The sequence below is a fragment of the Arcobacter denitrificans (SeqCode) genome (assembly GCF_048571185.1).
Classification (GTDB): domain Bacteria; phylum Campylobacterota; class Campylobacteria; order Campylobacterales; family Arcobacteraceae; genus Arcobacter; species Arcobacter denitrificans.
Genome location: NZ_CP182350.1, coordinates 2,471,797 through 2,493,941, shown reverse-complemented (window position 1 = coordinate 2,493,941; position 22,145 = coordinate 2,471,797). Strand labels below are relative to the sequence as shown.

Sequence of the window (22,145 nt, the reverse complement as noted above, 5' to 3'; positions counted from 1 at the left end):
TTTACTTCCTTAAAAACTTTTCATAATATCATCTGCTGCACTTATACAAGCATCTATATCTTCATTTGTCATAACAGTTGAAATAAATCCTGCTTCATATTGGCTACAAGCAAAATAGAAACCTCTTTTAATCATCTCGTGATGAAAAGTTGCAAATCTATCAAAATCACATGTCCCAACTTCTTTAAAATTTTTAGGATCAATATCACAAAAGAAAAATCCAAACATGCTTCCTCTTGTATTTATTTGTAATGGTATGTTGTATTTATCTGCTACTTCTTTTAAGCCAGTTGTTAATCTAACTGCCTTTGCATTTAACTCATCATAAATGGCTGGGTTTGCTTTTAGTTTTCTCAAACTTGTAAGTCCTGCTGCCATTGCAACTGGATTCCCACTTAGTGTTCCTGCTTGATAAACAGCACCATCTGGACTTAAGTGTCCCATTATTTCTTTACTTGAAGCAAAAGCACCTACAGGCATACCTGCACCTATTACTTTTCCAAAGGTAATAATATCTGCTTGAGGTTCTACTATTCCACTAGTACCTTTTAAACTAGTTCTAAATCCTGTCATAACTTCATCATAAATAAGTAAAGTATTATTTTCATCACAAATTTCTCTACAAGCTTTTAAGAACTCAATATCTGCAGGAATGAAACCCATATTTCCAGCAATTGGTTCTATAATAATACAAGCTATATCTGAACTTTGTTCAAAACACTTTTTAAGATTTTCAATATTATTATATTCGCATAAAAGTGTATGTTTAGTTAAATCAGCAGGAACTCCTGGTGAACTTGGACTTCCAAAAGTAGCCATTCCAGAACCTGCTTGTACTAATAATGAATCAGAATGTCCATGATAACAACCTTCAAATTTTAAGATATCATTTTTACCAGTAACACCTCTAGCTAATCTAATAGCACTCATTGTAGCTTCAGTTCCACTGCTCACAAATCTCACTTTATCAATATTATCATACATCTCTACTATTTCACTTGCAAGTTCTGTTTCTAAAACTGTTGGTGCCCCAAAAGACAAACCATCTTTAACTGTTTTAATAACAGCCTCTTCTATATCTTTGTCACAATGACCAAAAATAAGAGGTCCCCAACTTTGAATAAAATCTAAATACTTATTTCCATCAATATCCACTAAGTAAGCACCCTCACCTTTTGACATAAAAGGAGGAGTTCCCCCTACACTATTGAACGCCCGAACGGGAGAATCAACACCACCTGGTATTACTTTTTTAGCATCTTGATAAGCAATTATAGATTTTTCAAACATGTATATTCCTAACCTTTTAATTTAAAATAAAAGCATTATTGTACTATAATAGACTTTATGAAATACATCATTTTTGCTTTAATTTTATCAATATCTATACATCTGTTAACTTTCAAGACATTTAAAATAAAAAATGATGAAATACAGGACTCTCCTTCAACATCTAAAACTACAAAAAAATCTGCTGTAAATTATGTAAGATTAAAATCAACTCCAAAACAAGTAGAACAAAAAAAACAAACACCTAAAAAAAAGCAAATAAAAGAAGAGATTAAAAAAGAAGTACCTAAAAAGAAAACTATCTATAAAAAAGTCACTAAAAATCAGATTGAAGTTGCAAAAAAAAGAGAAGTTAAAAAAGATATTCCTAAAAAAATTGAGCCTAAACCAAGTGAACAAAAAGAAGTCACACCTAATTATACAAAACTAAACCCTACAAAACTACAAAAAGATACTTTAGAAAATTATTTAGCAACGCCAGAAGAAGATGTAGAACTATTAGATGAAATAACACAAAGCTATATTAAACTTTATGGGGAAGAATATAATTCATTTACTAAGGTTCAGAAAGTATATTTACAAAAAAACCTAAAAAGTATAGGTGCTATCACACAAAAATATTTAAGATATCCTGCTATTTCAGTAAGAACTAGACAAAGTGGTATGAACATAATTGAATTTACTTTGCACCCAAATGGAGATATTACTCAGCCTTTAATTACTACTTCATCTGGATATGAAGCTTTAGATAAAAATACTATTAGAACTATTGAAATTGCATACAAAGATTATCCAAGACCTAAAGAAGCTACTAAAATAAGAATCTATGTTACTTATAGGCTTTATTAATAAAAAACTTTGTAGAATACAAAAAACAATAACTTAAAAAGAGAATTATGTTAACTGATAAAATACGAAACAAACAGAGTGGAATACTACTATATGGTATCACTCCACCAAAAATCAAACACACAGAAGATGAAATAAAAGAAATTGCTAAAAAACATATTGATAGAATCTCAGCTCTTCCTATAGATGGCTTAGTTCTTTATGATATCCAAGATGAATCAGATAGAACAGATGAAAAAAGACCATTTCCATTTATTAAAACTTTAGACCCTTGTGAATATTCAAGAACTTATTTAAAAGACTTAGAGATTCCTAGAGTAGTCTATAGAGCTGTTGGTAATTACACAAGTGAAACTTTTCCTGCTTGGCTTGAAATTACAAAAGAGAATCAAGTTCATTCTGTATTTGTAGGAGCTGCTTCACATAACTTGAAAAAGCCAATGACACTTCCTGAAGCATATAGATTAAAAAAAGAGATAAATGATAACCTATGCTTAGGAGGGATAACTATTCCTGAAAGACATATGGTAAAACATGATGAACATATAAGAGTGTTCTCAAAAATCGATAACTCTTGTGAATACTTTATAACACAATGTGTATATAATCTTGAAGCTTCTAAAATATTTCTAACTGATTATGCAAAATATGCAAAAGATAATAACAAAGAGGTAGTTCCTATTATATTTACCTTAACTCCTTGTGGAAGTGCAAAAACCTTAGGCTTTATGAAATGGCTAGGAATTAGTATACCTAACTATTTAGAAGAGGATTTAAAAGCTTCAGGCGATATTCTTCATGACTCAATGAAACTTTGTATTGATATTTTTAAAGAGCTTTATACTTTTGGAAAATCAAAAGGTATACCTATTGGTTGTAACGTAGAAAGCGTTGCAATTAGAAAAGAAGAGATTGAAGCTTCAATAGAATTACTTCATGAAGTAAAAAAAATAATGGAAGAAAATTAAGAAGAGAAGTGTTTTTCTCTTCTTATTAATTAAAACTTATAATTAAACCCTAAGTAAAATGATATACCATCATTAAACTCTGCTTTTACACCACTAAAAGTCTCTTCAACATTAAATTTTGTATATGCTAAATTTGTTTCTAATTGTACGTTTGAGGTAATATCATATAATACCCCAGCTTGTAATCCATAATCAAAACCATCAATATTATATCCAGGTTCATCATACTCAGCAACTCCTGCATGTACACCAGCCAATAAACTAAAATCATTTTTAAGTGGTATTATATAATCATAATTTAAATTTGTTAAATCAAAATCTCCACCCTTTTCACTATAACCTACTCGTGATAAAGAAACTCTATGTTTCTTATCTATTATTGCACCAGCTTTCAACTTAAAAGCGGTATCATTATATTTATTTCCTATTGATAAGTTACCTCCAGATACTGTTGTATCAAGCTTTCCTCTTTCTGCTCCTGCACCAATAAAGTATTCTACATCCATTGCCATACTAGATGTTGTTAATGCAAGTAAAGCACTTAAAGCTAATGTTTTTTTCATTATATTCCTTTTAATAATCACTAAATATACAATTAATGTATATATTAATGACATATTATCAAGTTTTAGATTATATTAAAGTTATTTTTTTAGAATTATTTAAAAGTTTTTATTATTAGTTGAAATATTAATTTTAACTACAGTTATTTAACTGTAGCTAAAACTAATTCTCGAAGTGTTTTACATGCAACTGCATTTGAAATACCACTTGCATCATATTTAGGACTTAGTTCTACAACATCCATTCCTACTACATTGTTAAGTTTATTTAACTCTTTTATTATATTCATCAAATCATGAAAATCTATTCCACCTGGTTCTGGCGTTCCTGTTCCTGGCATCACTGATGGATCAAGGACATCTAAGTCAATAGTAATATATACTGGTTTGTCTTTTAATCTTTTTACACAAGATGGCAAAGTATTGTAAGTAAACTTTTCTAAGTGAGTATGTTTTTTTGCCCATTCAAACTCCTCTTTTAATCCACTTCTAATACAAAACTGATTTATTTTTCCAATGCCAACTTGGTCATAGATTCTTCGTATAACTGTTGCATGACTTAAAGCCTCACCTAAGTAATCTTCTCTTAAATCTGTATGTGCATCAAAATGTATAATATGCAGTTCATCATATTTTTTACTTAATGCTTTAACAGGACCCAATGAAACTAGATGTTCTCCTCCAATCATAACTGGGATTTTATTAGCCTCAACTATTTCATTAACATGTTCTTGAATCATTCTAAGAGCATTTTTCTTATCACCAAAAGGTAACTCTAAATCTCCTGAATCAAATAGTTTTAAATCTTCTAAATCTTTATCAAAATATGGACTGTAACTCTCTATGGCCCATGAATCTTGTCTCATAGCAGAAGGGGCAAATCTTGCTCCTGGTTTAAATGACGTAGTTCCATCAAATGGTGCTCCAAATAATACAGCTTTTGACTCTTCGAAATCATCTTCAAAACCAATAAAACAGTAGTTTTGTGCTTTCATTAAAGTTTCCTTTCAAAATTATATAAATCCATAAACCTAAATGCGAGTAAGTTTTCTAAAATTGCGAATATTACAATAAAATTTATAAAAGAACTCCCACCATAGGAGACTAAGGGCAAGGGTAGTCCAACAACAGGGGCAAACCCTATAACCATAAAAATATTTACACTCATATTTAAAAATATTAATAATGCAATACCGGAGGCAAAGCAACGCACTATATAATCATCAGAAAAATAGTAGTTCATGGAGAGGAGATGCAAGATTAACAATATGTAAATAACAATAAGAATCAAGGAACCAACATAACCATGTCTTTCCACTAAATATGCAAAAATAAAATCACTTGTAGCAATTGGTAAGAACTTTAGTTGTGCTTGGGTTGCCTCTTCTGATGATTTTCCAGTTAATCCACCTGAGCCTATGGCAATAATGGATTGCTGTACGTGATAACTGGGTTCCTCTGATATAAAGTCTTTTATTCTTTGTTTTTGATAATCTTTTATCAGATTTGTATAAATAAAAGGTGACAAGGTTGCTAGGACAACTAAAATAGTTGCCCAAATCCTCCAATTAACTCCAATGATAAATAATATCCCATAACCAACTAATAATAATATAAGTGCTGTACCTAAATCAGGCTCTTTCGCAATCAAAATAAAAGGAATCCAAATATACAAAGAAAAGTATAAAAAATCTTTTAAGTCATAACCATCACGTGGTGGTGGTCTATTTTTAACTAAATATCCAATCATTAGTAAAAATATTGGTTTTATTAATTCTGAGGGCTGAATTGTCATGGCAATACCTGGTATTTGAAGCCATCTCTGAGCCCCTAGTTTTGTAACACCAACGAACTCTACAGCAACCAATAAAGCAATACCAACCCAATAAAAAAATGGAATAATTCTTAAGTTTCTTCGTAAGGGTAAAAAGAATACACCTAAAAATAAAAAAATAGCAAGGGTGAAATATCCTAATTGTCTTTGTGCCAAAGATTCATTTATCTCACTCACTAAATGGTAAGACAATGCTATTAATGGTATAATAAAAACTATCAAGGGATAATCAAATTGTGAAATAATTCTTTTGTCAATAAATCTCATAGTGAAAGAGTATCGAAATATGCATAAAAACTTTATTGTTTTTGAAGAATCAAGACTAGATAAATATTTATCACAAAAGCTTGAAGAGACAAGAAATCAAATAGAACAACTTATTAAGAAAGAGTACGTAAAAGTTGATGGAAAAACCATCTCAAAAACAGGTTACAAATTAAAAGAAAATCAAGAAATTTTAGTAGAACTTCCAGAAGTAGAAAAATCAAAAAATTATGAAGTAGATTTTGATGTTGAAGTAATATATGAAGATGAACATATTTTAGTAATAAATAAACCTTACGACTTAGTAGTTCATGGAGCTCCAAGTGTAAAAGAAGCTACCCTAGTTGATTGGCTAAAAACAAAAAAAATATCCTTATCAACTATTAGTGGTGAAGAGAGACATGGAATAGTACATAGGTTAGATAAAGGTACAAGTGGTGTAATGGTTGTAGCAAAAACAAATGAAGCCCATGTTGGATTATCTCGCCAACTTGAAGATAAAACAATGGGAAGATACTATTTAGCTATTTTAGATATGCCATTAAAAGATAATATAGTAATAGAAAAACCCATAGGAAGAAATCCAAATAATAGATTAAAAATGGGAATAGTACCAGATGGAAAAAATGCAAAAACTGCCTTTGCAAAATTGCAAATGAGTACAAATGAAAAATATGAACTTATTTGCTGTAAACTTTTCACAGGGAGAACTCATCAGATTAGAGTTCATTTAAATAGTATCAACCGTCACATCTTAGGTGATAATTTATATGGATTTAAGGGCGAATTAAATAAAATAAACAGGTTTTATCTGCACGCATTTAACTTATATTTAATTCATCCTATTACAAATGAGAAGATGGATTTTAAAGCAAATATCACAAATGATATAAATGAATTTATAAATAAAAACTTTAATATGGAGACCGTAAATGAGAAACTGGGTAAAGATTACATTAACTCTGCTTTTAGCTTTATTGATTAGTGGATGTAGCACTAAGAATTTAGGCGAAGGCAACAAACCAAAAATTGATGAAACCTTAGAAGTTATTGATTCTGGGTCTATTAGAACAATATCAGGAATAACATCAATTGCCTTTGAATGGCAAAAAGTTGATGACTCTAGAGTTATTGGATACAATCTTTACAGAGCAAACTTAAGTGAAGAGAGCACAAAACTTAAATTGGTACATTTTATTGAAAATAGATACTCTTCTCACTTTTTAGATGAAGATTTAACACCAAATACAAAATATGCTTATACTTTTTCAAGCGGTACTTCAAACGATGTAGAATCAAAGCCTACAAAAACATTTCAAGTAATGACACTTCCAAAACCAGAAGGAATTGCTTTTATTCAAGCTATTTCTAACCTACCAAGACAGATTAAAATAATATGGAGACCTCATGAAAGTGAAGCTGTTGAGTACTATAAAGTATTTAGATCAACTCCACAAGACTCTGATTGGGAAAAATTAGAAACCCTAGATGGTAGATTACAAGCTGAATATATTGATACAGATTTAAAAGATAATATTGTTTATTTATATAAAGTTATTGCTTATACTTTCCAAGATATCCCATCACTTGATAGTGAAATAGTAAAAGCTCAAACAAAAGCATTACCAGCAGGTGTTCAAAATTTAACAGCAACAAATAATCAACCTAAAAAAATAACACTAAACTGGGAACCTTCAGCCTCAGTTGATGCGGTTAGATATATAATCTATAGAAACACTTCACCAGATGGTTCATTTAGTGAATTAAAGCAACTAAATAATGCTACTTTTACTTATGAAGACTTTATAAATGAAGATGGAAAAAGATACTTTTATAAAGTAACAACAATAGATAAAGATGGACTAGAAAGTAGTCCTGAAGTAAACCCAGTAATGGGTATAACTTTAACAAAGCTTAATAAGCCTATCTTGACACTTGCACAAATACAAGGTGAAAAAGCTATATTAAATTGGCAGCCAGGTGATAATAGAGCAAAGTTTTATAATATATATAAAACTATAAAAGATAGTTTTTTCAAAACTAGAAAAGAGAAGTATACAAATATTACTGATCTTAGATTTGAAGATAAAGATATTGTAAGAGGAGTTGAATACCAATACTCTATTGAAGCAGTAGATGAAAATGGTATAGTCTCTGAAAAAACAAATGAAACACTTTTAGTATTACCTAAGTTATTAGATAAATAGTATGCCCCACATAGTATTTAGTGAAAATAATAAATTAATCACGCCATCAAATAGTGATGGTGTTGATTTTAATTTTATAGCCAAGTCTTATAATAATAGTGATAAACCTAGAAAAATAGAATATAAAATAGGTGTTACAAGTCAAAATAAAGAGTTCTTATTAACTCTAAAAGATAATAATGAAAATAAAATGATAAAGGCTGACAAAGTAACACGAGTCACACCTGTTACTATTGTAAAAGATGCTCTAAATACTTACTCAACGTTTACAGAGGCAAAAGTTACTTTTTCAAATACAAATAATTTTAATCAAAAACTAGAACCTCAAAAAGAGTACCTAAAAGATATAAATTATTTTGTTGATGAATTTAAAACCAATAAAGAGATTCAAATTGAAATAGGATTTGGTTCAGGAAGACACCTACTTTATCAAGCACAATGTAACCCTGATGTTCAATTTATTGGCTTAGAGATTCATACTCCATCAATTGAACAGATGCTAAAACAAGTAAAAATTTTAGGTATCAAAAATATTTTAGCTATCAATTATGATGCCCGACTTTTTATGGAATTTATAAAATCAAATAGTGTTGGAAAAATATTTGTTCATTTTCCAGTACCTTGGGATAAAAAACCACATAGAAGAGTTTATAGTAATGAGTTCATTTTTGAAGCTAAAAGAGTTTTAAAGTATAATGGAACATTGGAGCTTAGAACTGATAGTAGAAAATATTTTGATTTTTGTGTAGGCTTATTAACAAATTTACCTAATGGTAGAATTGAGATTGATATTAATAAAAATTTGCCAATATCTAGTAAATATGAAGATAGATGGAAAAAACAAAATAAAAATATTTATGATGTTACTTTATACTCTAACTCTAATGATGATGAAATAGAACAAGAAAAAGATTTTTCATTTGAGCAAAAAATCGATTTAGTAGCTGTATTTCAAACCTTACCTAAAAAATCACAGGTATTTGATGACTTCTTTTATCACATAGAAGAGTTATTTATCATTGAAAATAAAGAGAACTCTGGACTTATTCAAGTAACTTTTGGTTCATTTAATAGACCAGTTTCAAAATACCTATTAATAGATAAGGGTAATATATCATACTTTCAAGGGGAACCAATACCTACAAGTAGTAATATAAAAGCCCATAATAAAATGAAAGAGATATTAAGATGATAACTGCTAAAAATATATACCTTGCGTATGATGAAAATAAGTTTATTATAAAAAAAGGTACATTTCATATTGGTCATAAAGAGTTTATTTTTATAGGTGGGGCAAGTGGAAGTGGAAAGTCTACTCTAATAAAATCTATGTATGGGGATATAGCCTTAAAGCATGGAAGCTTTGTAATTGATAATTTTGAGTTAGCACACATAGGAAATAAAAATTTACGAAACTTACGAAAAGATGTTGGTGTAATATTTCAAGATTATAAACTTATTAAAGAGTGGACAATTGAAGAAAATATTATGTTACCTCTTAAAATAAATGGATATTCAAATGAGATATCAAAAGAACAAGCAAACAAACTATTAAACCATGTAAAACTTTCTCATAGAAAAGGATACTATCCAAATGAGCTAAGTGGGGGTGAGCAACAACGTGTAGCAGTAGCACGAGCTTTAGCACACAACCCCAAAATAATCATAGCAGATGAACCTACAGGAAACCTCGATGACTATTCTGCTGACGTTGTTTGGAACTTACTAAAAGGTGCAAATGAACAGCTTGGTATCACTGTAGTAGTTGTAACCCATAGAGTACCAAAAAACTTTGGAATTAGATTTAGACAATTATCAATTGAGGATGGAATAATATATGAAGTCTCTTAAAAACATTTTTACCTTTGTTATACCATTAACGGTAATGTTAATAACATTTTCAATATATTTATTGACTAATAATATTGTAAATAATTATAAAAAAGCAATATCAAATGACTACTCAATTGTAATAATAACGCACACACCTTTGATAAAAGAAGATTTCAACACAATTGCTGGAATTAAAGTAGATAGAATAAATACCCTATCAAATAAGAGTATAATAAACAATGTAAAAAGTACACTATCTGAAAGTTCAATTGACCTACTAAATAAAAGATTACCTCACTTTTATGAAATTCACTTGGAAGTATTTCCAACTACAACAGAACTAAAAAAAATAAGAGCAACACTATTAAATAATAAAAACATCAAAAGAATAGAGATATTTTCAAAAAATCATAATCAAATCTATCTTCTACTTTTAATGATTAATGATATTATTATTACTCTTTTTGGTTTAATCCTTATTTTTGTTGTAATAATATTATCTAAACAAGTTACCATTTGGTTCCTTGCTCATAATCAAAGAATAATGATTTTCCAACTACATGGAGCATCTATTTTATATAGTGCAGCGCCAGTAATCAAACATGCAGTATATGGTGCTTTCTTATCCTTTATTATTTCTGGAAGCCTATTTGTCTTTGTGTCGTATAATTTACATATGCTATTGCCTGTTGAATTAGATGAGATATTAAACACCAAAATTTTTGTTGAACTTGAAGTTCTCAAACTATTTTTATTATCATTTGGGATATCAATAGTTACAATTTTTGGAGTACTTTTTAGATATAAAATTAAAAATGCATAAATTAATATATTCACTTCTATTTATCACCATCATTGTTCAAGCAGCATCTATTGATGACAAAATTAAAAGTAATAAGACCATACTAAATAAAAGTAAAAATGTTAAAAATAGAACAGAACAAAAAATTCAATCCATAGCTGATCAAATACGAGACCAAAATGAAGAGCTTAAAAAACTAGAAAAAGAGATCACTTTAGTAACTAAAGATATTGTGCAACACAAAGAATTATTAGAAGGTTCTAAAAAAAATCTTACAACATTGAGTGTTAAAAGTGAGATACTGCAAAATCAGAAAAAAGATTATGAAGAAGAGTTAATTAATACAATAATTGAAGACTACTCTTCTGCTGTTGCTATGAAGCTTGCAAATAAGAACTCTATTCAAGAGTTAACAGACAGTGAAGTCTATGAAATATTAGCATCTGAAGCAAAAGATAAAATGTTGAAAATTGACAATCAATATATTAAAATATCTCAAGATAAAACAGCTAACGAAAGAGAAATAAGAAAGTTAAATGTATACATTCAAAAAAGAGAAAAAAAGAAAAAAATATTAAACTATTTACTTAACAAACATTCTAAGTCTTTAACATCAATTGAAAATAAACATAAACTCTATCAAAGAGAGCTAAAAAATATTATCAAAAAACAAAACTCACTTACAAATTTACTTTCTACTTTAAATATCTTAAAAGAAAAAGAGTTAAAAGCTGAAGAAAAAAGAAAAAGAAATAGATTAATTGCCCTAAAAAGAAAAAGAGAAAAACAAAGAAAAATTCAAGCTTTAAAAGATAAAAATAAACCTTCAAATAAAATTGAAAAGACTCAAGAATCTGTGCAAAAAAACTATGCCGAAGATATTGATTTAGATGTTAGAATTCTAGGTTCATCTACAAAAGGTGTAAAAATAAGTAGATATAGAGGTTCAAAAACAATTGCACCTTTAAAATCATACACTATATTAAAAAAGTTTGGAAAATATTATGACCCTGTTTATAAAATAAAACTATTTAATGAATCAATTCTGTTAAAATCAAAAAGTAAAAATGCAAAGGTATATTCTGTATTAGATGGGAAAGTTGTATATTCAAAAAAAGATTCAGGTATGCTTGAAAATGTTGTAATTATCCAACATAAAAGTGGTCTTCATACTATTTATTCACATTTAGACGAGATATCTCCTACATTAAAGGTTGGGAAATGGGTCAAAAAAGGTTATGTAGTTGGAAGAGTTGATGAGAATTTAACTTTTCAAGCAATTAGAAACAACTCATATGTAGATCCAGAAAATCTTTTTTATTAAAAAGTTATTTATAATATAACTTTTTTAATAATTAATATACTAAACTATTATTTTTGAAAGGCAAATATGAAAAAAAATATAATCGTACAATTTTTAATCCTTTTGATTTTAGTTGCTATTTTTATAACAGGAATTTCACTTTATAACTTAAGAACAGTTTCCATTAAATCATCTGTTACAAGTGCAGAATCAATATCAGAAGTTATTAAAAGTGGTTTAGATTTACATATAAAAAATAATTCAAATGTTGATGAGTTTTTAAAGTCTGTCTCAAGCATGAAAAATGTAAAAGACTTATGGCTTGTAAAAAGTGAGTTTATAAGTTCTCAATTTGAGAATTCAAAATTTAAAAATCCAAAAGATGAGTTGGATAAAGATGTTTTAAGAGCTGGTCAAACAAAATATTTGGTTTCTGAAGGTTTTATCAATACAAATGTAAGAGTTACAATACCATACAATGCAAATATAACTTGCCTATCTTGTCATAATGTAAAAGAGGGACAAACACTAGGAGCTATAAGTATTGTACTAGATGTTAGTACACTAAAAGAGATTGGAATAAGATCTATTTATGTAATTCTTACAATTATACTATTAGCTGTAATTATGGTATTTTTATTCTCTAAAAAAGTTTTTAATCCATATTTTTCATTATATACAAAGTTAAGAGATAATATAAATCAAGCAAAAATTGGGAAGTTTATAAATATTGAAATACCTCGTGGACTTTCATCAGAAGTAGTTCAAGTTACAAAAGATTATAATAATTTAATTACAATATTTAAAGATACTTCACTAGATATTGATGAAAAGCTTCAAGGATTCGTGGGTTATAGAGATAAGACAACATTAAATACGAACCCTCTAAATGAATCTAAAGATATTATTGATAACTTATCAAACCTATATCAATTTAAAAAGCAAGTAGAACTTGATAATACAAAAAATGAAATTTATAATAGAATTGCACAAGTTTTTGAAAATAAATTTAACCTAAAAAACTTTACATTTTTTGAAATAGATATTAAAAAACAGAAAATGGAAAAAATAATTAGTGTTGGTGAATCACTCTATTGTTATGATTCAATAAAAGATAGCCCACACTTATGTAGAGCAGCAAGAACAAAAAGTGATGTTATATCGATTGACTTTCATGAGAGTTGTCCTTTCTTTAATAAAAAAGATAAGTTTTACTACTGTTTAAATATAGATATTATTGAAAACTTATACTTAATAGTTCATTTTGTAACAGATACAAAAGAAGAACTTGAAGAGATAAAAAATAAAAGTCTTTTTATTAGTAGGTTTTTAAAAGAGGCAAGACCTACAGTTGAAGTTAAACTTTTAATGCAAGCTTTAGAAGAGTCTGCATTTAGAGATGGATTAACTCAACTTTACAATAGAAAATTCTTAGATGAGAATTTAAAAATACTTATTCCTCAAATAAAAAGAGATAAGAAAAAAATTGGTCTATTAATGCTAGATATGGATCACTTCAAAGCTGTAAATGATGAGTATGGTCATGATATTGGAGATAAAGTATTAAAAGAGTTATCTAGAATACTTGAAGAGAATGTAAGAGAGTCTGATATTTTAGTTAGATATGGTGGAGAAGAGTTTATGGTACTTCTTATTGGTGTTGATTCAGAAGAGAGTGCACTTGCTATTGCACATAAAATTGGTGCAAAAGTAAGAGAAAACGAAATAGATGTATATGCAGGTACAACTATCAAAAAAACTATTAGTATGGGTCTTTCTATGTTCCCAGAAGATTCTAGTTCATTTGAAACAGTTGTTAAAAATGCTGATATTGCTTTATATGAAGCAAAAAGTAATGGTAGAGATAAAGTTGTTAGATATACAAAAGAGCAAAAGACTAGTGTGGAACTATTCTAATAATATATTTTAATAGTTAAAAAAAAAGGGATGAGCTAAAACTCATCCCTTTTTTATTGCTTAAAACTTTTGATTAATGTAAATCTGAATTAAGTTTTACTTCTCTAGTACTTCTCATAGCAATTGTTTGACCTGTTTGAGAGTTTACTCTAAAGTGAACTCCATTAACTCCAATGAAATCACTTCCTTTCATAACTGTACTAATCTCTTTATCTGGATTAATCTCTTTTAATGAAGCAACAGCTTTTTCTGATAATGTGATTTTTGTTCCAGGTAAGATTGTTACACCAGCATCTAAAATACAAGAGTCACCAATAGCAGTACCTGTACAAGAGTTTGCACCTAAAAGTGTATTTTCACCTATTGAAACAGGTACACCATCAGTTCCTGATAAAACTCCTAAAATAGAAGCTCCACCACCAACATCAGAACCAGCACCAACTACTGCACTTGAAGAGATTCTTCCTTCAACCATAACAGCACCTTGGGTTCCTGCATTAAAGTTAATATAAGCAGCTCCTGGCATAACTGTAGTTCCAGCTGCTAATTGTGCTCCAAATCTAACTTTTGATGTTTCAAGGATTCTTGTGTTATCAGCAGGGATAACATGAGATAAAAATCTTGGGAATTTATCAACCATAGTGATTTCTGGATATTGGTTAGTGATTTTTAATGAAATCTCATTTGCTCTTAACCAATCTAATTCAATAGGCTGATTTCCAGTCCATGCGCAGTTTTCTAATACTCCAAAAGCACCATTTAGGTTTAAACTTCTTAACTTTGCTTTTCCTAGTGATAGTGCATAAAGTTTTAAATAAACAGTTTCAACACTTAATGGATTTGCATCATCAAAAATAAATACAACTTTAAAATCATCCGCACTAAGACCTGAGTCTAATGGTAATGTTGCAAGTGATGAGATAACTTGTACATTTTTATGTGCATCACCTTTTGCTTCTGGATTAAAAGGTCTAAATGCTTCAATACAAGAAGTTAAAAACTCATCTGTAACATTACATACTAATTCTGATTTAGAAGTATCAACATCTGCACCTGATTTTTTTAATGCATTTAAAAATATAGCTGCACTTCCAAAGTTTTCATTCCAATTTAATACTGGGTATGTTGCTTGTAAAATTTTATTTGGGTTTAATTGTCCTCTATCAACTCTTGCAATACCAAATCCTATTGGATTTCTATACCAATCTTGTCCTTGTACTTCTTCTACTAATTTTTTAAATTCATCTGCTGTGTAAATCATATACTATCCTATGTAAATTTTTGCCGATTATACTATAAACTATACTAAGAGAAAATAAAACAAAATCTAATATATAGTATCCATATCAATACTTACCATTGGCGACTCAATACTATGTAGTACTTCCAATAAGGGTTTTACATTTTTAGAACGTACCATTATCTCATATCTATATTTATTTGCCAATTTAAATATAGGAGATTGATTTGCACCTACTACTTCAATATTTTCATTTGTTTTTAAAATATTTGTATATTTATCAAACTCATCTTTTACTTTTAAACCATTTGTGTGGGCAAAAAGAATTTTGGCTAATTTATAATATGGAGGATATAAATCTTCTCTAAAAGTAAGCTCTTCATCTAAAAACTCTTTATAATCTCTATTATTTAAATAAAAGTCAAAAAATTCTTTATTTTGGGTTTGAATAATAACTTCACCCGCCCCTTTTCTACCACTTCTTCCAGAGATTTGAATTAATAAAGAGAGTGCTCTCTCCCTTGCTTTATAGGAGTTCATTTTAAGTATTGAATCAATTCCAAGTACTACTGCAAGTTTTACATTGTGGTAATCATGTCCTTTTGAGAGCATTTGAGTACCAACTAAAATATCTATTTTATTTGAATTAAAATCTTCAAGTACTTTTCGCAACTCTTTATCAGTTTTTACTTCATCCCTATCAAATCTTTTGATAGTTTTATCTTCAAAGATAAAGTTCAACTCCTCTTCTATTTGTGCAGTACCAACTCGTAGGTTATGAATAACACCTGTATTACAAGAAGGGCAACTCTTTGGGATTTGTTGTGTATATCCACAATAATGACATTTTAAAGCAAGGGCGTTCTTATGCAAACTCATAGAGACAGAACAGAAGGGACATTCAACAGAACTTCCACAAGTTGTGCAAACTTGATATTTATAGTTTGCTCTTGTGGGAAGGAAGATTATCACTTGATGATTTTGTTCTATTGTACTTTTTATTTTATTTACAATTTTAGAACTTAGACTTGATGTACTATCATCATAATTTATTATTTTTTTAGTATCAAAATATGTTTTAGATAATCTATAAAAAGGAACTTTATGATAAGTATTAAGTGAAGGTGTTGCGCTTCCAAGTATAGCTTGAATATCTAAAGTCTTTGAAATATAAAGTGCTAAATCTTTTGTATTATATCTTGGCTTACTATCACTTTTGTATGATTCATCATGCTCTTCATCAACTATAATTAAACTCAATTTTTCTAAAGGTAAAAACAGAGCCGATCGTGCACCTGCTACTAGTTTTATCTCATTTGATAAAACTTTTTTAATAATCTCATCTTTTCTTTTTTTAGTAATTTTTGAGTGCCAAATGGCAACTTTTTCTTTAAATACTTTTTCTAGTCTTTTTTGCATCTGTGGAGTTAAAGAGATTTCAGGCATAAGTAATATAGCTTGATTGCCAGAATTTAGATGCTCTTCTATGGCCTTAATATAAATCTCTGTTTTTCCTGCACCTGTATTTGCAAAAAGTAATGACTGCTTATTTTTCAAGCAAAATTCATATGCTTCTTCTTGCTCTTTTGATAACTCAATATTTGATTCAAAATTTTCATTCTCATCTTTATTATCTATAGTTTTATCAAAAGGAATAAATAAAGACAGAGCTTCACCAAGGGATGAAACATAATACATAGAAGTAAAGGAAGCAATTTTTAGCATCTCTTTTGAATAAAATTGATTTGTTATTGTTTGTATTGTTGTACATTTAAAAGTTGGTTTTTCAACCTCTTTTATAATAACAGCTTTTGATAAGACTTTTCTTCTTTGTAGGCTAACTTCTACTAAAGTACCTATTTCAATCTTTTCATCGCTACAATAAGTTAGATTATCTAAAGGTGATTTTAGAAGTGCCAATTCATAAAAAAAACTCATAGCATAAACTCTTTACAAGCATCATCTTTTTTATCACAGGAAAAAAGAGCCTCATCTGTATCAAATACAAAATCTAAAACTTTTTCTTTTGTTAAATAGACTCTATAGTTTGTATTGGAAACTTTAATCCATTTGCCAAGTTCTTTTTTATCTAAAGAGCTCGATAATATAACAGTATCGAGTAAAATATACTCTTCATAACCTATAAATAAAGACTCATTTGCACTATTAATAGAAGCATCATCTAAACGTTCTAAAAAGAAGTTTGAATTAGCCAATAATATTTGGCTTGAATATACTCTATTTATTGCTTCATTTACAAGTGCAACTTCTGATTTGATTTTAAGTTCGTTTGATTTATCAATAGAGTTGAAAAGTTTAGTTATGGCAAAAGTTCCTATTAAACCAATTATTAAAATTGTTATAATAATTTCTACTAAGGAAAAAGCTCTTTTCATTAAAGTTGAGGAAGTTTATTTGAGATATCTTCAATCTCTTCTTTCATAGTGTAGTGTTCTTGGGTTTTACAAAGGTAAGCGTACAAGAGTTCTTTTGTAGTGTGAGATCTATCTGGAGATAAAAACTTTGTAAGTTCCTTTTCTAATCTTGGATCAATATTAATACTATATGCCATATTATCTATATGGAAAGTTAGTTTTTTATTCACCATTTTTTGCCTTTGTTAAAGTTAAAGTACTATCAATTTTTAAAAGCATATCTTGATTATTTCTTATCAATTCATCATTTTTATTTTTTAATTTATCTAATTCAATTGCCAAATATTGATTTTTTGATTTTAATAGTTCATACTCTTGCAATAGTTTTTCTATTTGAGCGTTAAGCTTTTCAGTTATTTCCATGTGGAGATTTTATCCAAATTTTATAACTATTACAATAAATTTAAGTATAATAAAAAAGAAAATAAGGAAGGTTTGGTTTATGAATATTAATCTTGTCCACTTTATAGTTCCATGTATTGACTCAATAGTTGCCAAGAACTTCTATAAAAGAATTTTTGGATTTAAGTGCATAAAAAAAGAGGATAATAATATCACTGTCAAAATAAACGAAAAAATGGAATTTATGCTTGAAAATACGCAAGAGTATATAAACAATCACTATATTTTTGAAGTTGACCAAAACTTTTTTGATACTATTATCATAAATTTAAAAAAAGAAGAGATGTTTTTTGGTGATAATATTAATCATCTTGAAAATAATAAAATAAAAAAAACTACCACTAAAAGTGAAGTTTTTTTTATAGACCCAAATAGTCATCTCTTTCAAATATTTTCAAAGACTTCAACTAATCCTCAATAAAAAGTTTTCCTTGCTCATAAAGTGAAGATACTGCTTTTCCCCAATAAGAAAAATATTTTAAATCTTTTTCATTTATCTTAAAATAATCAACTATTTTTTGTGTTAGTTCATGCTCTTTGTTATCATACTTATCATCAATATGTACAAGTATCATAAGCTCTAAAATTACTATCTTTTTACTTTTTGTTGTTTTAAAAGCTGATAAAATATCATCTAGATTGAAGTCTTCTTCATTGAAAACTCTTGGTTTGTCAATACCCATTTCAACACAATATTCATCAATTACATCTTGCTCTTTATTTCCGTATTCTCCATCAACTCTTGCTAAATGTTGCGCAAGTTGCAAAAAAGCAAATTTCTCTTTTGTTTGTAACTTCATCAATAACATATATTATTTTCCTGTTTTTTGTATATGATATACTACTATTAATCCATTAATAAATAGTAAACACTTAAGCACCTAAATACTTTGCTTTTATCTCATTTGATTTTAAAAGTTCACTACCTTGTCCTTCTAAAGCAATCTTTCCATTCTCTAAAACATAACTATAATCTGAAACTTCTAAGGCTGCATAAGCATTTTGTTCAACCAACAAGATGGTAATACCTTCATCTTTAAGCTTAATAATTGTCTCAAAAAGTTCTCCAATTATCTTAGGTGCAAGTCCTAAAGAGGGTTCATCAAGCATAAGAAGTTTGGGTGAACTCATCAAAGCTCTAGCAATTGCTAGCATTTGCTGTTCTCCTCCACTCATTGTTCCAGCTAATTGTTCTTTTTTAGCTACTAGCCTTGGAAAAAGAGTATAAACATGTTCTCTTAACTCTTCATACTTATCGTCATTGTTAAAAGCACCCATTCTAAGGTTTTCATCTATAGTTAAATTTATAAAAACCCTTCTTCCTTCAGGAACAAGTGAAATACCACTTTGAACAATTTTATGTGTTTGAAATTTTGAAATGTCTAAATTATTAAAAAGAATCGTTCCTTTTTTCTTAACATCATTTACTATTGATTCTAAAGTTGATGTTTTCCCTGCTCCATTTGAACCTATTAAAGAGACAATTTGCCCCTCTTTTACTTCAAAGCTTATCCCTTTTACACCTTTGATAAGGCCATAAAAGACTTCTAAATCATTTATTTTAAGCATGTTTAAAATCTCCTAAATAAGCCTTAATTACTTCTTCATCTTTAATTGCATCTTCAATTTTACCCTCAAATATAGTCTTACCATAATCAAGTACCATAACTCTGTCACACAAATGATTTACAAATTTCATATCATGTTCTATCAGTAAAATAGTTATGTCAAACTTATCTCTTATTTTAAATAAAAGTTCTGCTAATTCTTTTGTTTCATTTGGGTTCATTCCAGCTGCAGGTTCATCAAGAAGTAGTAACTTTGGAGAAGTAGCAAGGGCTCTTGCAATTTCAACTTTTCTTTGGCTTCCATAAGATAAAGAGCTTGCTAATTCATCTTTAAATTTTTCTATTCCCAAAAACTCCATAATCTCTACTGCTTTTTCTTTTACTCTTTTTTCTTGGGAAAAATATCTTGGTAGTCTTAATATTGATTCTATATACGTATAATTGGTATCATTTTCAAGACCTATTAGTATATTATCAAGAACACTCATTGATGAAAAAAGTCTAATATTTTGAAAGGTTCGTGCAATTCCAGCTCTTACAATCTTAAAGTTCTTTTTATTTGTAATTTTATTTCCATCTAAAAAAACTTGACCTGATGTTGGCTTGTAGTTACCTGTAATAATATTAAACATAGTAGTTTTACCAGCTCCATTTGGACCAATTAAACCAAAAATCTCATTTTTATTTATAGAAAAAGAAGTATCATTTATAGCAACAACACCACCAAAACTTTTAGTAATATTCTTAATTTCTAAAATCATTTTCTTTTCCTTTTAAAAATATCACTAAACTCTTTTCTTCCCATAATTCCTTCTCTTGCAAATAACATTACAATAATTAAAATTAAAGAGAAAACTACCATTCTAAGACCTGGATGGGCATCTGTTTGATATCCAAAGATATTTAAACTATCATCCAAGAATCTAAGCCATTCACTTCCACCCACAACTAAAATTGTTCCTAGTATTGCTCCACTCATAGAACCTAAACCACCAAGAACGATGATAATTAGAAGTTGAAAAGTTAAAAAGAAAGTAAATAAGTCAGGACTTATTGTTGTAAGTAAAACAGCTAATAATCCTCCACCAATACCTTCAAAAAAAGCAGAAGTTCCAAATGCCATAGTTTTAATTTTAAATGTATTTATTCCTATTGCACTTGCTGCATCTTCATCATCACGAACAGCTTTCATAGCTCGTCCATACTTAGAATATATAATATTTAACATAATAATTACTGTTAAAATAGCCATACCACCTGTCCAATATATATTTATAACAGAAGGTATTTCATTTAAACCAATACTTCCATTTGTAATTTCTGGTGAATTTATTGCAATTACTTTTATAATAAATCCAAAACCTAAAGTAACAATAGCTAAGTAATCACCCCTTACTCTAAATACAGGAACTGCTAAACAAATAGCAACAAAAGTAGCTGCTAAACCACTAAGAAGTAAAGCAGGCACTAAAGAAGTATTAAGGGCAAGTACCCAAGGTGCAGGATCTTCTAGTTGAAAAAGTTCCCATTTTAAATCTTCACTCAATAAACACAAGGCTGTAACATAAGCACCAATTGCAGCAAAACCATTTGGTTCTAAAGAAAATTGCCCAGTTACACCATTTATTAGGTTATATGAAGCAGCTAAAATTATAAATATAAAAATATTATTTATAATTCTCATTCCATAGTCATCGAAAATATAAGGTGTACAAACAATTATCAAAATAGAAACTAGTAAGTAAATAACAAAATTCTTATTCATATTAAAACCTACTCTTTTCAAAATTTATTCCCATGATTCCTGTTGGTTTAAAAAGTAATACAAAAATCAAAAATATAAAGGCAATAGCATCTTTATATCCTCCAAGTTCTGGGAAAAATGCTACAAAAATCACTTCTGTAAAACCTAAAATAAAACCACCTAAAACTGCACCACTAACAGAACCTATTCCACCTAAGACAGCTGCGGCAAATGCTTTTAATCCTATCATTACACCCATATATGGAGTTAAGATAGGATATGATATAGCCCAAAATATACCCGAAACAGCAGCCAATGCTGAACCTATAATAAATACAATCATAATAATTCTATTTGAATCAATTCCCATAAGAGATACAGTTTTTATATCAAAGGCAAGGGCTCGTATTGCCATTCCATATTTTGTTTTAAATAATATAAAAAGAAGTACTGCTAGTAAGCATAGAGTAACTATTGGAACAATAATAACTGTAGGCGTTAAAGTAGCACCTTTTACATTTATTACTTGATCAAAAAACTCTGGAACAGTAAAAGCTTTTGGAGTACCACCAAATGTAACATTAACTATATTTTCAAGAAAAAAGGAAACACCAATTGCCGTTATCAAAAGTGAAATTCTAGGAGAATGTCGTAAAGGTTTGTAGGCAATTTTATCAGTTAATACCCCAACTATTATAGAAATAATCACCGCAAAAAGTGCGGCAAAAGCTAAAGATAACCCTAACACATCACTTGCATAAAAAGCAGCAAAAGCTGCTACCATCATAATATCTGCATGGGCAAAGTTTATAAGTCTTAGAACCCCATAAACCATAGTATAACCTATGGCTATAAGGGCATATATACTTCCTAAACTTATTCCATTTATGATTTGCTGAAAAAAAGTCAATAAATCCATATATTTT

24 protein-coding genes are annotated in these 22,145 nt (G+C 28.7%); 10 read left to right on the top strand and 14 right to left on the bottom strand.

Features of this window, described 5'->3' with window-relative positions; all coding sequences use genetic code 11:
• Positions 1-9: 9 nt before the first annotated feature.
• Positions 10-1,290, bottom strand: coding sequence for a glutamate-1-semialdehyde 2,1-aminomutase (gene hemL, locus ACNI28_RS12525; RefSeq protein WP_419764599.1), 1,281 nt, complete (start codon positions 1,288-1,290; stop codon positions 10-12).
• Positions 1,291-1,347: 57 nt separating this feature from the next.
• On the opposite strand from hemL, the gene ACNI28_RS12520 reads away from it, so the two are divergent.
• Together ACNI28_RS12520 and ACNI28_RS12515 are read left to right on the top strand one after the other, a co-directional pair.
• The gene (locus ACNI28_RS12520; RefSeq protein ID WP_419764598.1) at positions 1,348-2,139 is read left to right on the top strand and encodes an energy transducer TonB; all 792 of its coding nucleotides are present in this window, start codon (positions 1,348-1,350) and stop codon (positions 2,137-2,139) included.
• 47 nt (positions 2,140-2,186) lie between these two features.
• Positions 2,187-3,107, top strand: a complete 921-nt coding sequence (locus ACNI28_RS12515) for a methylenetetrahydrofolate reductase (RefSeq protein WP_419764597.1) — start codon at positions 2,187-2,189, stop codon at positions 3,105-3,107.
• Positions 3,108-3,136: 29 nt separating this feature from the next.
• On the opposite strand, the gene ACNI28_RS12510 is transcribed toward ACNI28_RS12515, so the two are convergent.
• From ACNI28_RS12510 to ACNI28_RS12500, 3 genes are all read right to left on the bottom strand, one after another.
• Positions 3,137-3,670: a hypothetical protein gene (locus ACNI28_RS12510; protein ID WP_419764596.1), complete on the bottom strand. Its 534-nt coding sequence runs from the start codon at positions 3,668-3,670 to the stop codon at positions 3,137-3,139.
• A gap of 143 nt (positions 3,671-3,813) precedes the next feature.
• Complete coding sequence (speB, locus tag ACNI28_RS12505; protein WP_419764595.1) at positions 3,814-4,665, bottom strand: agmatinase; 852 nt, start codon at positions 4,663-4,665, stop codon at positions 3,814-3,816.
• The gene (locus tag ACNI28_RS12500) at positions 4,665-5,771 is read right to left on the bottom strand and encodes an FtsW/RodA/SpoVE family cell cycle protein (RefSeq protein ID WP_419764594.1); all 1,107 of its coding nucleotides are present in this window, start codon (positions 5,769-5,771) and stop codon (positions 4,665-4,667) included. Before ACNI28_RS12500 ends, speB begins: the two co-directional genes overlap by 1 nt.
• Before the next feature lie 19 nt (positions 5,772-5,790).
• Between ACNI28_RS12500 and ACNI28_RS12495 the strand changes: the two genes are divergently transcribed.
• From ACNI28_RS12495 to ACNI28_RS12465, 7 genes are all read left to right on the top strand, one after another.
• Positions 5,791-6,753, top strand: coding sequence for an RluA family pseudouridine synthase (locus tag ACNI28_RS12495; RefSeq protein WP_419764593.1), 963 nt, complete (start codon positions 5,791-5,793; stop codon positions 6,751-6,753).
• Positions 6,701-7,975: a fibronectin type III domain-containing protein gene (locus tag ACNI28_RS12490; RefSeq protein WP_419764592.1), complete on the top strand. Its 1,275-nt coding sequence runs from the start codon at positions 6,701-6,703 to the stop codon at positions 7,973-7,975. Before ACNI28_RS12495 ends, ACNI28_RS12490 begins: the two co-directional genes overlap by 53 nt.
• A 1-nt stretch (position 7,976) precedes the next feature.
• Positions 7,977-9,167, top strand: coding sequence for a tRNA (guanosine(46)-N7)-methyltransferase TrmB (gene trmB, locus ACNI28_RS12485; protein ID WP_419764591.1), 1,191 nt, complete (start codon positions 7,977-7,979; stop codon positions 9,165-9,167).
• Positions 9,164-9,826 (top strand): cell division ATP-binding protein FtsE, encoded by a 663-nt coding sequence (locus ACNI28_RS12480; RefSeq protein WP_298754758.1) that lies wholly within the window; start codon positions 9,164-9,166, stop codon positions 9,824-9,826. The genes trmB and ACNI28_RS12480 overlap by 4 nt, the downstream gene beginning before the upstream one ends.
• A 61-nt stretch (positions 9,827-9,887) precedes the next feature.
• Positions 9,888-10,631 (top strand): cell division protein FtsX, encoded by a 744-nt coding sequence (locus ACNI28_RS12475; protein ID WP_419764590.1) that lies wholly within the window; start codon positions 9,888-9,890, stop codon positions 10,629-10,631.
• Complete coding sequence (locus tag ACNI28_RS12470; RefSeq protein WP_419764589.1) at positions 10,624-11,934, top strand: murein hydrolase activator EnvC family protein; 1,311 nt, start codon at positions 10,624-10,626, stop codon at positions 11,932-11,934. The genes ACNI28_RS12475 and ACNI28_RS12470 overlap by 8 nt, the downstream gene beginning before the upstream one ends.
• A 66-nt stretch (positions 11,935-12,000) precedes the next feature.
• Positions 12,001-13,830: a GGDEF domain-containing protein gene (locus tag ACNI28_RS12465; protein ID WP_419764588.1), complete on the top strand. Its 1,830-nt coding sequence runs from the start codon at positions 12,001-12,003 to the stop codon at positions 13,828-13,830.
• A 73-nt stretch (positions 13,831-13,903) separates the two neighbouring features.
• On the opposite strand, the gene ACNI28_RS12460 is transcribed toward ACNI28_RS12465, so the two are convergent.
• From ACNI28_RS12460 to ACNI28_RS12440, 5 genes are all read right to left on the bottom strand, one after another.
• Positions 13,904-15,091: a tetrahydrodipicolinate N-succinyltransferase N-terminal domain-containing protein gene (locus ACNI28_RS12460; protein WP_419764587.1), complete on the bottom strand. Its 1,188-nt coding sequence runs from the start codon at positions 15,089-15,091 to the stop codon at positions 13,904-13,906.
• Positions 15,092-15,157: 66 nt separating this feature from the next.
• Positions 15,158-17,008 (bottom strand): primosomal protein N', encoded by a 1,851-nt coding sequence (locus tag ACNI28_RS12455; protein ID WP_419764586.1) that lies wholly within the window; start codon positions 17,006-17,008, stop codon positions 15,158-15,160.
• Positions 17,005-17,466 (bottom strand): prepilin-type N-terminal cleavage/methylation domain-containing protein, encoded by a 462-nt coding sequence (locus tag ACNI28_RS12450; protein WP_419764584.1) that lies wholly within the window; start codon positions 17,464-17,466, stop codon positions 17,005-17,007. The genes ACNI28_RS12455 and ACNI28_RS12450 overlap by 4 nt, the downstream gene beginning before the upstream one ends.
• Positions 17,466-17,678 carry a hypothetical protein gene (locus ACNI28_RS12445; protein WP_419764582.1) on the bottom strand — a complete coding sequence of 71 codons (213 nt, stop codon included), beginning with the start codon at positions 17,676-17,678 and terminating at the stop codon, positions 17,466-17,468. The genes ACNI28_RS12450 and ACNI28_RS12445 overlap by 1 nt, the downstream gene beginning before the upstream one ends.
• A complete protein-coding gene (locus tag ACNI28_RS12440) occupies positions 17,668-17,868 on the bottom strand; it encodes a hypothetical protein (protein ID WP_298754742.1) in 201 nt (66 codons plus the stop codon). The genes ACNI28_RS12445 and ACNI28_RS12440 overlap by 11 nt, the downstream gene beginning before the upstream one ends.
• Before the next feature lie 79 nt (positions 17,869-17,947).
• Here ACNI28_RS12440 and ACNI28_RS12435 point away from each other — a divergent pair, with 79 nt between their 5' ends.
• The gene (locus tag ACNI28_RS12435; RefSeq protein ID WP_419764581.1) at positions 17,948-18,328 is read left to right on the top strand and encodes a VOC family protein; all 381 of its coding nucleotides are present in this window, start codon (positions 17,948-17,950) and stop codon (positions 18,326-18,328) included.
• Here the strand turns inward: ACNI28_RS12435 and ACNI28_RS12430 are convergent.
• From ACNI28_RS12430 to ACNI28_RS12410, 5 genes are all read right to left on the bottom strand, one after another.
• Positions 18,315-18,707, bottom strand: a complete 393-nt coding sequence (locus ACNI28_RS12430) for a TerB family tellurite resistance protein (RefSeq protein WP_419764579.1) — start codon at positions 18,705-18,707, stop codon at positions 18,315-18,317. The two genes, ACNI28_RS12435 and ACNI28_RS12430, sit on opposite strands and share 14 nt — an antisense overlap.
• A gap of 73 nt (positions 18,708-18,780) precedes the next feature.
• A complete protein-coding gene (locus tag ACNI28_RS12425) occupies positions 18,781-19,476 on the bottom strand; it encodes an ABC transporter ATP-binding protein (RefSeq protein ID WP_419764578.1) in 696 nt (231 codons plus the stop codon).
• Positions 19,469-20,236 carry an ABC transporter ATP-binding protein gene (locus ACNI28_RS12420; protein ID WP_419764576.1) on the bottom strand — a complete coding sequence of 256 codons (768 nt, stop codon included), beginning with the start codon at positions 20,234-20,236 and terminating at the stop codon, positions 19,469-19,471. The genes ACNI28_RS12425 and ACNI28_RS12420 overlap by 8 nt, the downstream gene beginning before the upstream one ends.
• A complete protein-coding gene (locus tag ACNI28_RS12415) occupies positions 20,233-21,240 on the bottom strand; it encodes a branched-chain amino acid ABC transporter permease (protein WP_419764574.1) in 1,008 nt (335 codons plus the stop codon). Before ACNI28_RS12415 ends, ACNI28_RS12420 begins: the two co-directional genes overlap by 4 nt.
• Before the next feature lies 1 nt (position 21,241).
• Positions 21,242-22,138 carry a branched-chain amino acid ABC transporter permease gene (locus tag ACNI28_RS12410; protein WP_419764573.1) on the bottom strand — a complete coding sequence of 299 codons (897 nt, stop codon included), beginning with the start codon at positions 22,136-22,138 and terminating at the stop codon, positions 21,242-21,244.
• Positions 22,139-22,145: the final 7 nt, after the last annotated feature.

Coding starts and splice junctions, on each gene's coding strand:
- hemL (WP_419764599.1), bottom strand. CDS start 1,290: ATGTTTGAAAAATCTATAATTGCTTATCAAGATGCTAAAAAAGTAATA.
- ACNI28_RS12520 (WP_419764598.1), top strand. CDS start 1,348: ATGAAATACATCATTTTTGCTTTAATTTTATCAATATCTATACATCTG.
- ACNI28_RS12515 (WP_419764597.1), top strand. CDS start 2,187: ATGTTAACTGATAAAATACGAAACAAACAGAGTGGAATACTACTATAT.
- ACNI28_RS12510 (WP_419764596.1), bottom strand. CDS start 3,670: ATGAAAAAAACATTAGCTTTAAGTGCTTTACTTGCATTAACAACATCT.
- speB (WP_419764595.1), bottom strand. CDS start 4,665: ATGAAAGCACAAAACTACTGTTTTATTGGTTTTGAAGATGATTTCGAA.
- ACNI28_RS12500 (WP_419764594.1), bottom strand. CDS start 5,771: ATGAGATTTATTGACAAAAGAATTATTTCACAATTTGATTATCCCTTG.
- ACNI28_RS12495 (WP_419764593.1), top strand. CDS start 5,791: ATGCATAAAAACTTTATTGTTTTTGAAGAATCAAGACTAGATAAATAT.
- ACNI28_RS12490 (WP_419764592.1), top strand. CDS start 6,701: ATGAGAAACTGGGTAAAGATTACATTAACTCTGCTTTTAGCTTTATTG.
- trmB (WP_419764591.1), top strand. CDS start 7,977: ATGCCCCACATAGTATTTAGTGAAAATAATAAATTAATCACGCCATCA.
- ACNI28_RS12480 (WP_298754758.1), top strand. CDS start 9,164: ATGATAACTGCTAAAAATATATACCTTGCGTATGATGAAAATAAGTTT.
- ACNI28_RS12470 (WP_419764589.1), top strand. CDS start 10,624: ATGCATAAATTAATATATTCACTTCTATTTATCACCATCATTGTTCAA.
- ACNI28_RS12465 (WP_419764588.1), top strand. CDS start 12,001: ATGAAAAAAAATATAATCGTACAATTTTTAATCCTTTTGATTTTAGTT.
- ACNI28_RS12460 (WP_419764587.1), bottom strand. CDS start 15,091: ATGATTTACACAGCAGATGAATTTAAAAAATTAGTAGAAGAAGTACAA.
- ACNI28_RS12455 (WP_419764586.1), bottom strand. CDS start 17,008: ATGAGTTTTTTTTATGAATTGGCACTTCTAAAATCACCTTTAGATAAT.
- ACNI28_RS12450 (WP_419764584.1), bottom strand. CDS start 17,466: ATGAAAAGAGCTTTTTCCTTAGTAGAAATTATTATAACAATTTTAATA.
- ACNI28_RS12445 (WP_419764582.1), bottom strand. CDS start 17,678: ATGGTGAATAAAAAACTAACTTTCCATATAGATAATATGGCATATAGT.
- ACNI28_RS12440 (WP_298754742.1), bottom strand. CDS start 17,868: ATGGAAATAACTGAAAAGCTTAACGCTCAAATAGAAAAACTATTGCAA.
- ACNI28_RS12435 (WP_419764581.1), top strand. CDS start 17,948: ATGAATATTAATCTTGTCCACTTTATAGTTCCATGTATTGACTCAATA.
- ACNI28_RS12430 (WP_419764579.1), bottom strand. CDS start 18,707: ATGAAGTTACAAACAAAAGAGAAATTTGCTTTTTTGCAACTTGCGCAA.
- ACNI28_RS12425 (WP_419764578.1), bottom strand. CDS start 19,476: ATGCTTAAAATAAATGATTTAGAAGTCTTTTATGGCCTTATCAAAGGT.
- ACNI28_RS12420 (WP_419764576.1), bottom strand. CDS start 20,236: ATGATTTTAGAAATTAAGAATATTACTAAAAGTTTTGGTGGTGTTGTT.
- ACNI28_RS12415 (WP_419764574.1), bottom strand. CDS start 21,240: ATGAATAAGAATTTTGTTATTTACTTACTAGTTTCTATTTTGATAATT.
- ACNI28_RS12410 (WP_419764573.1), bottom strand. CDS start 22,138: ATGGATTTATTGACTTTTTTTCAGCAAATCATAAATGGAATAAGTTTA.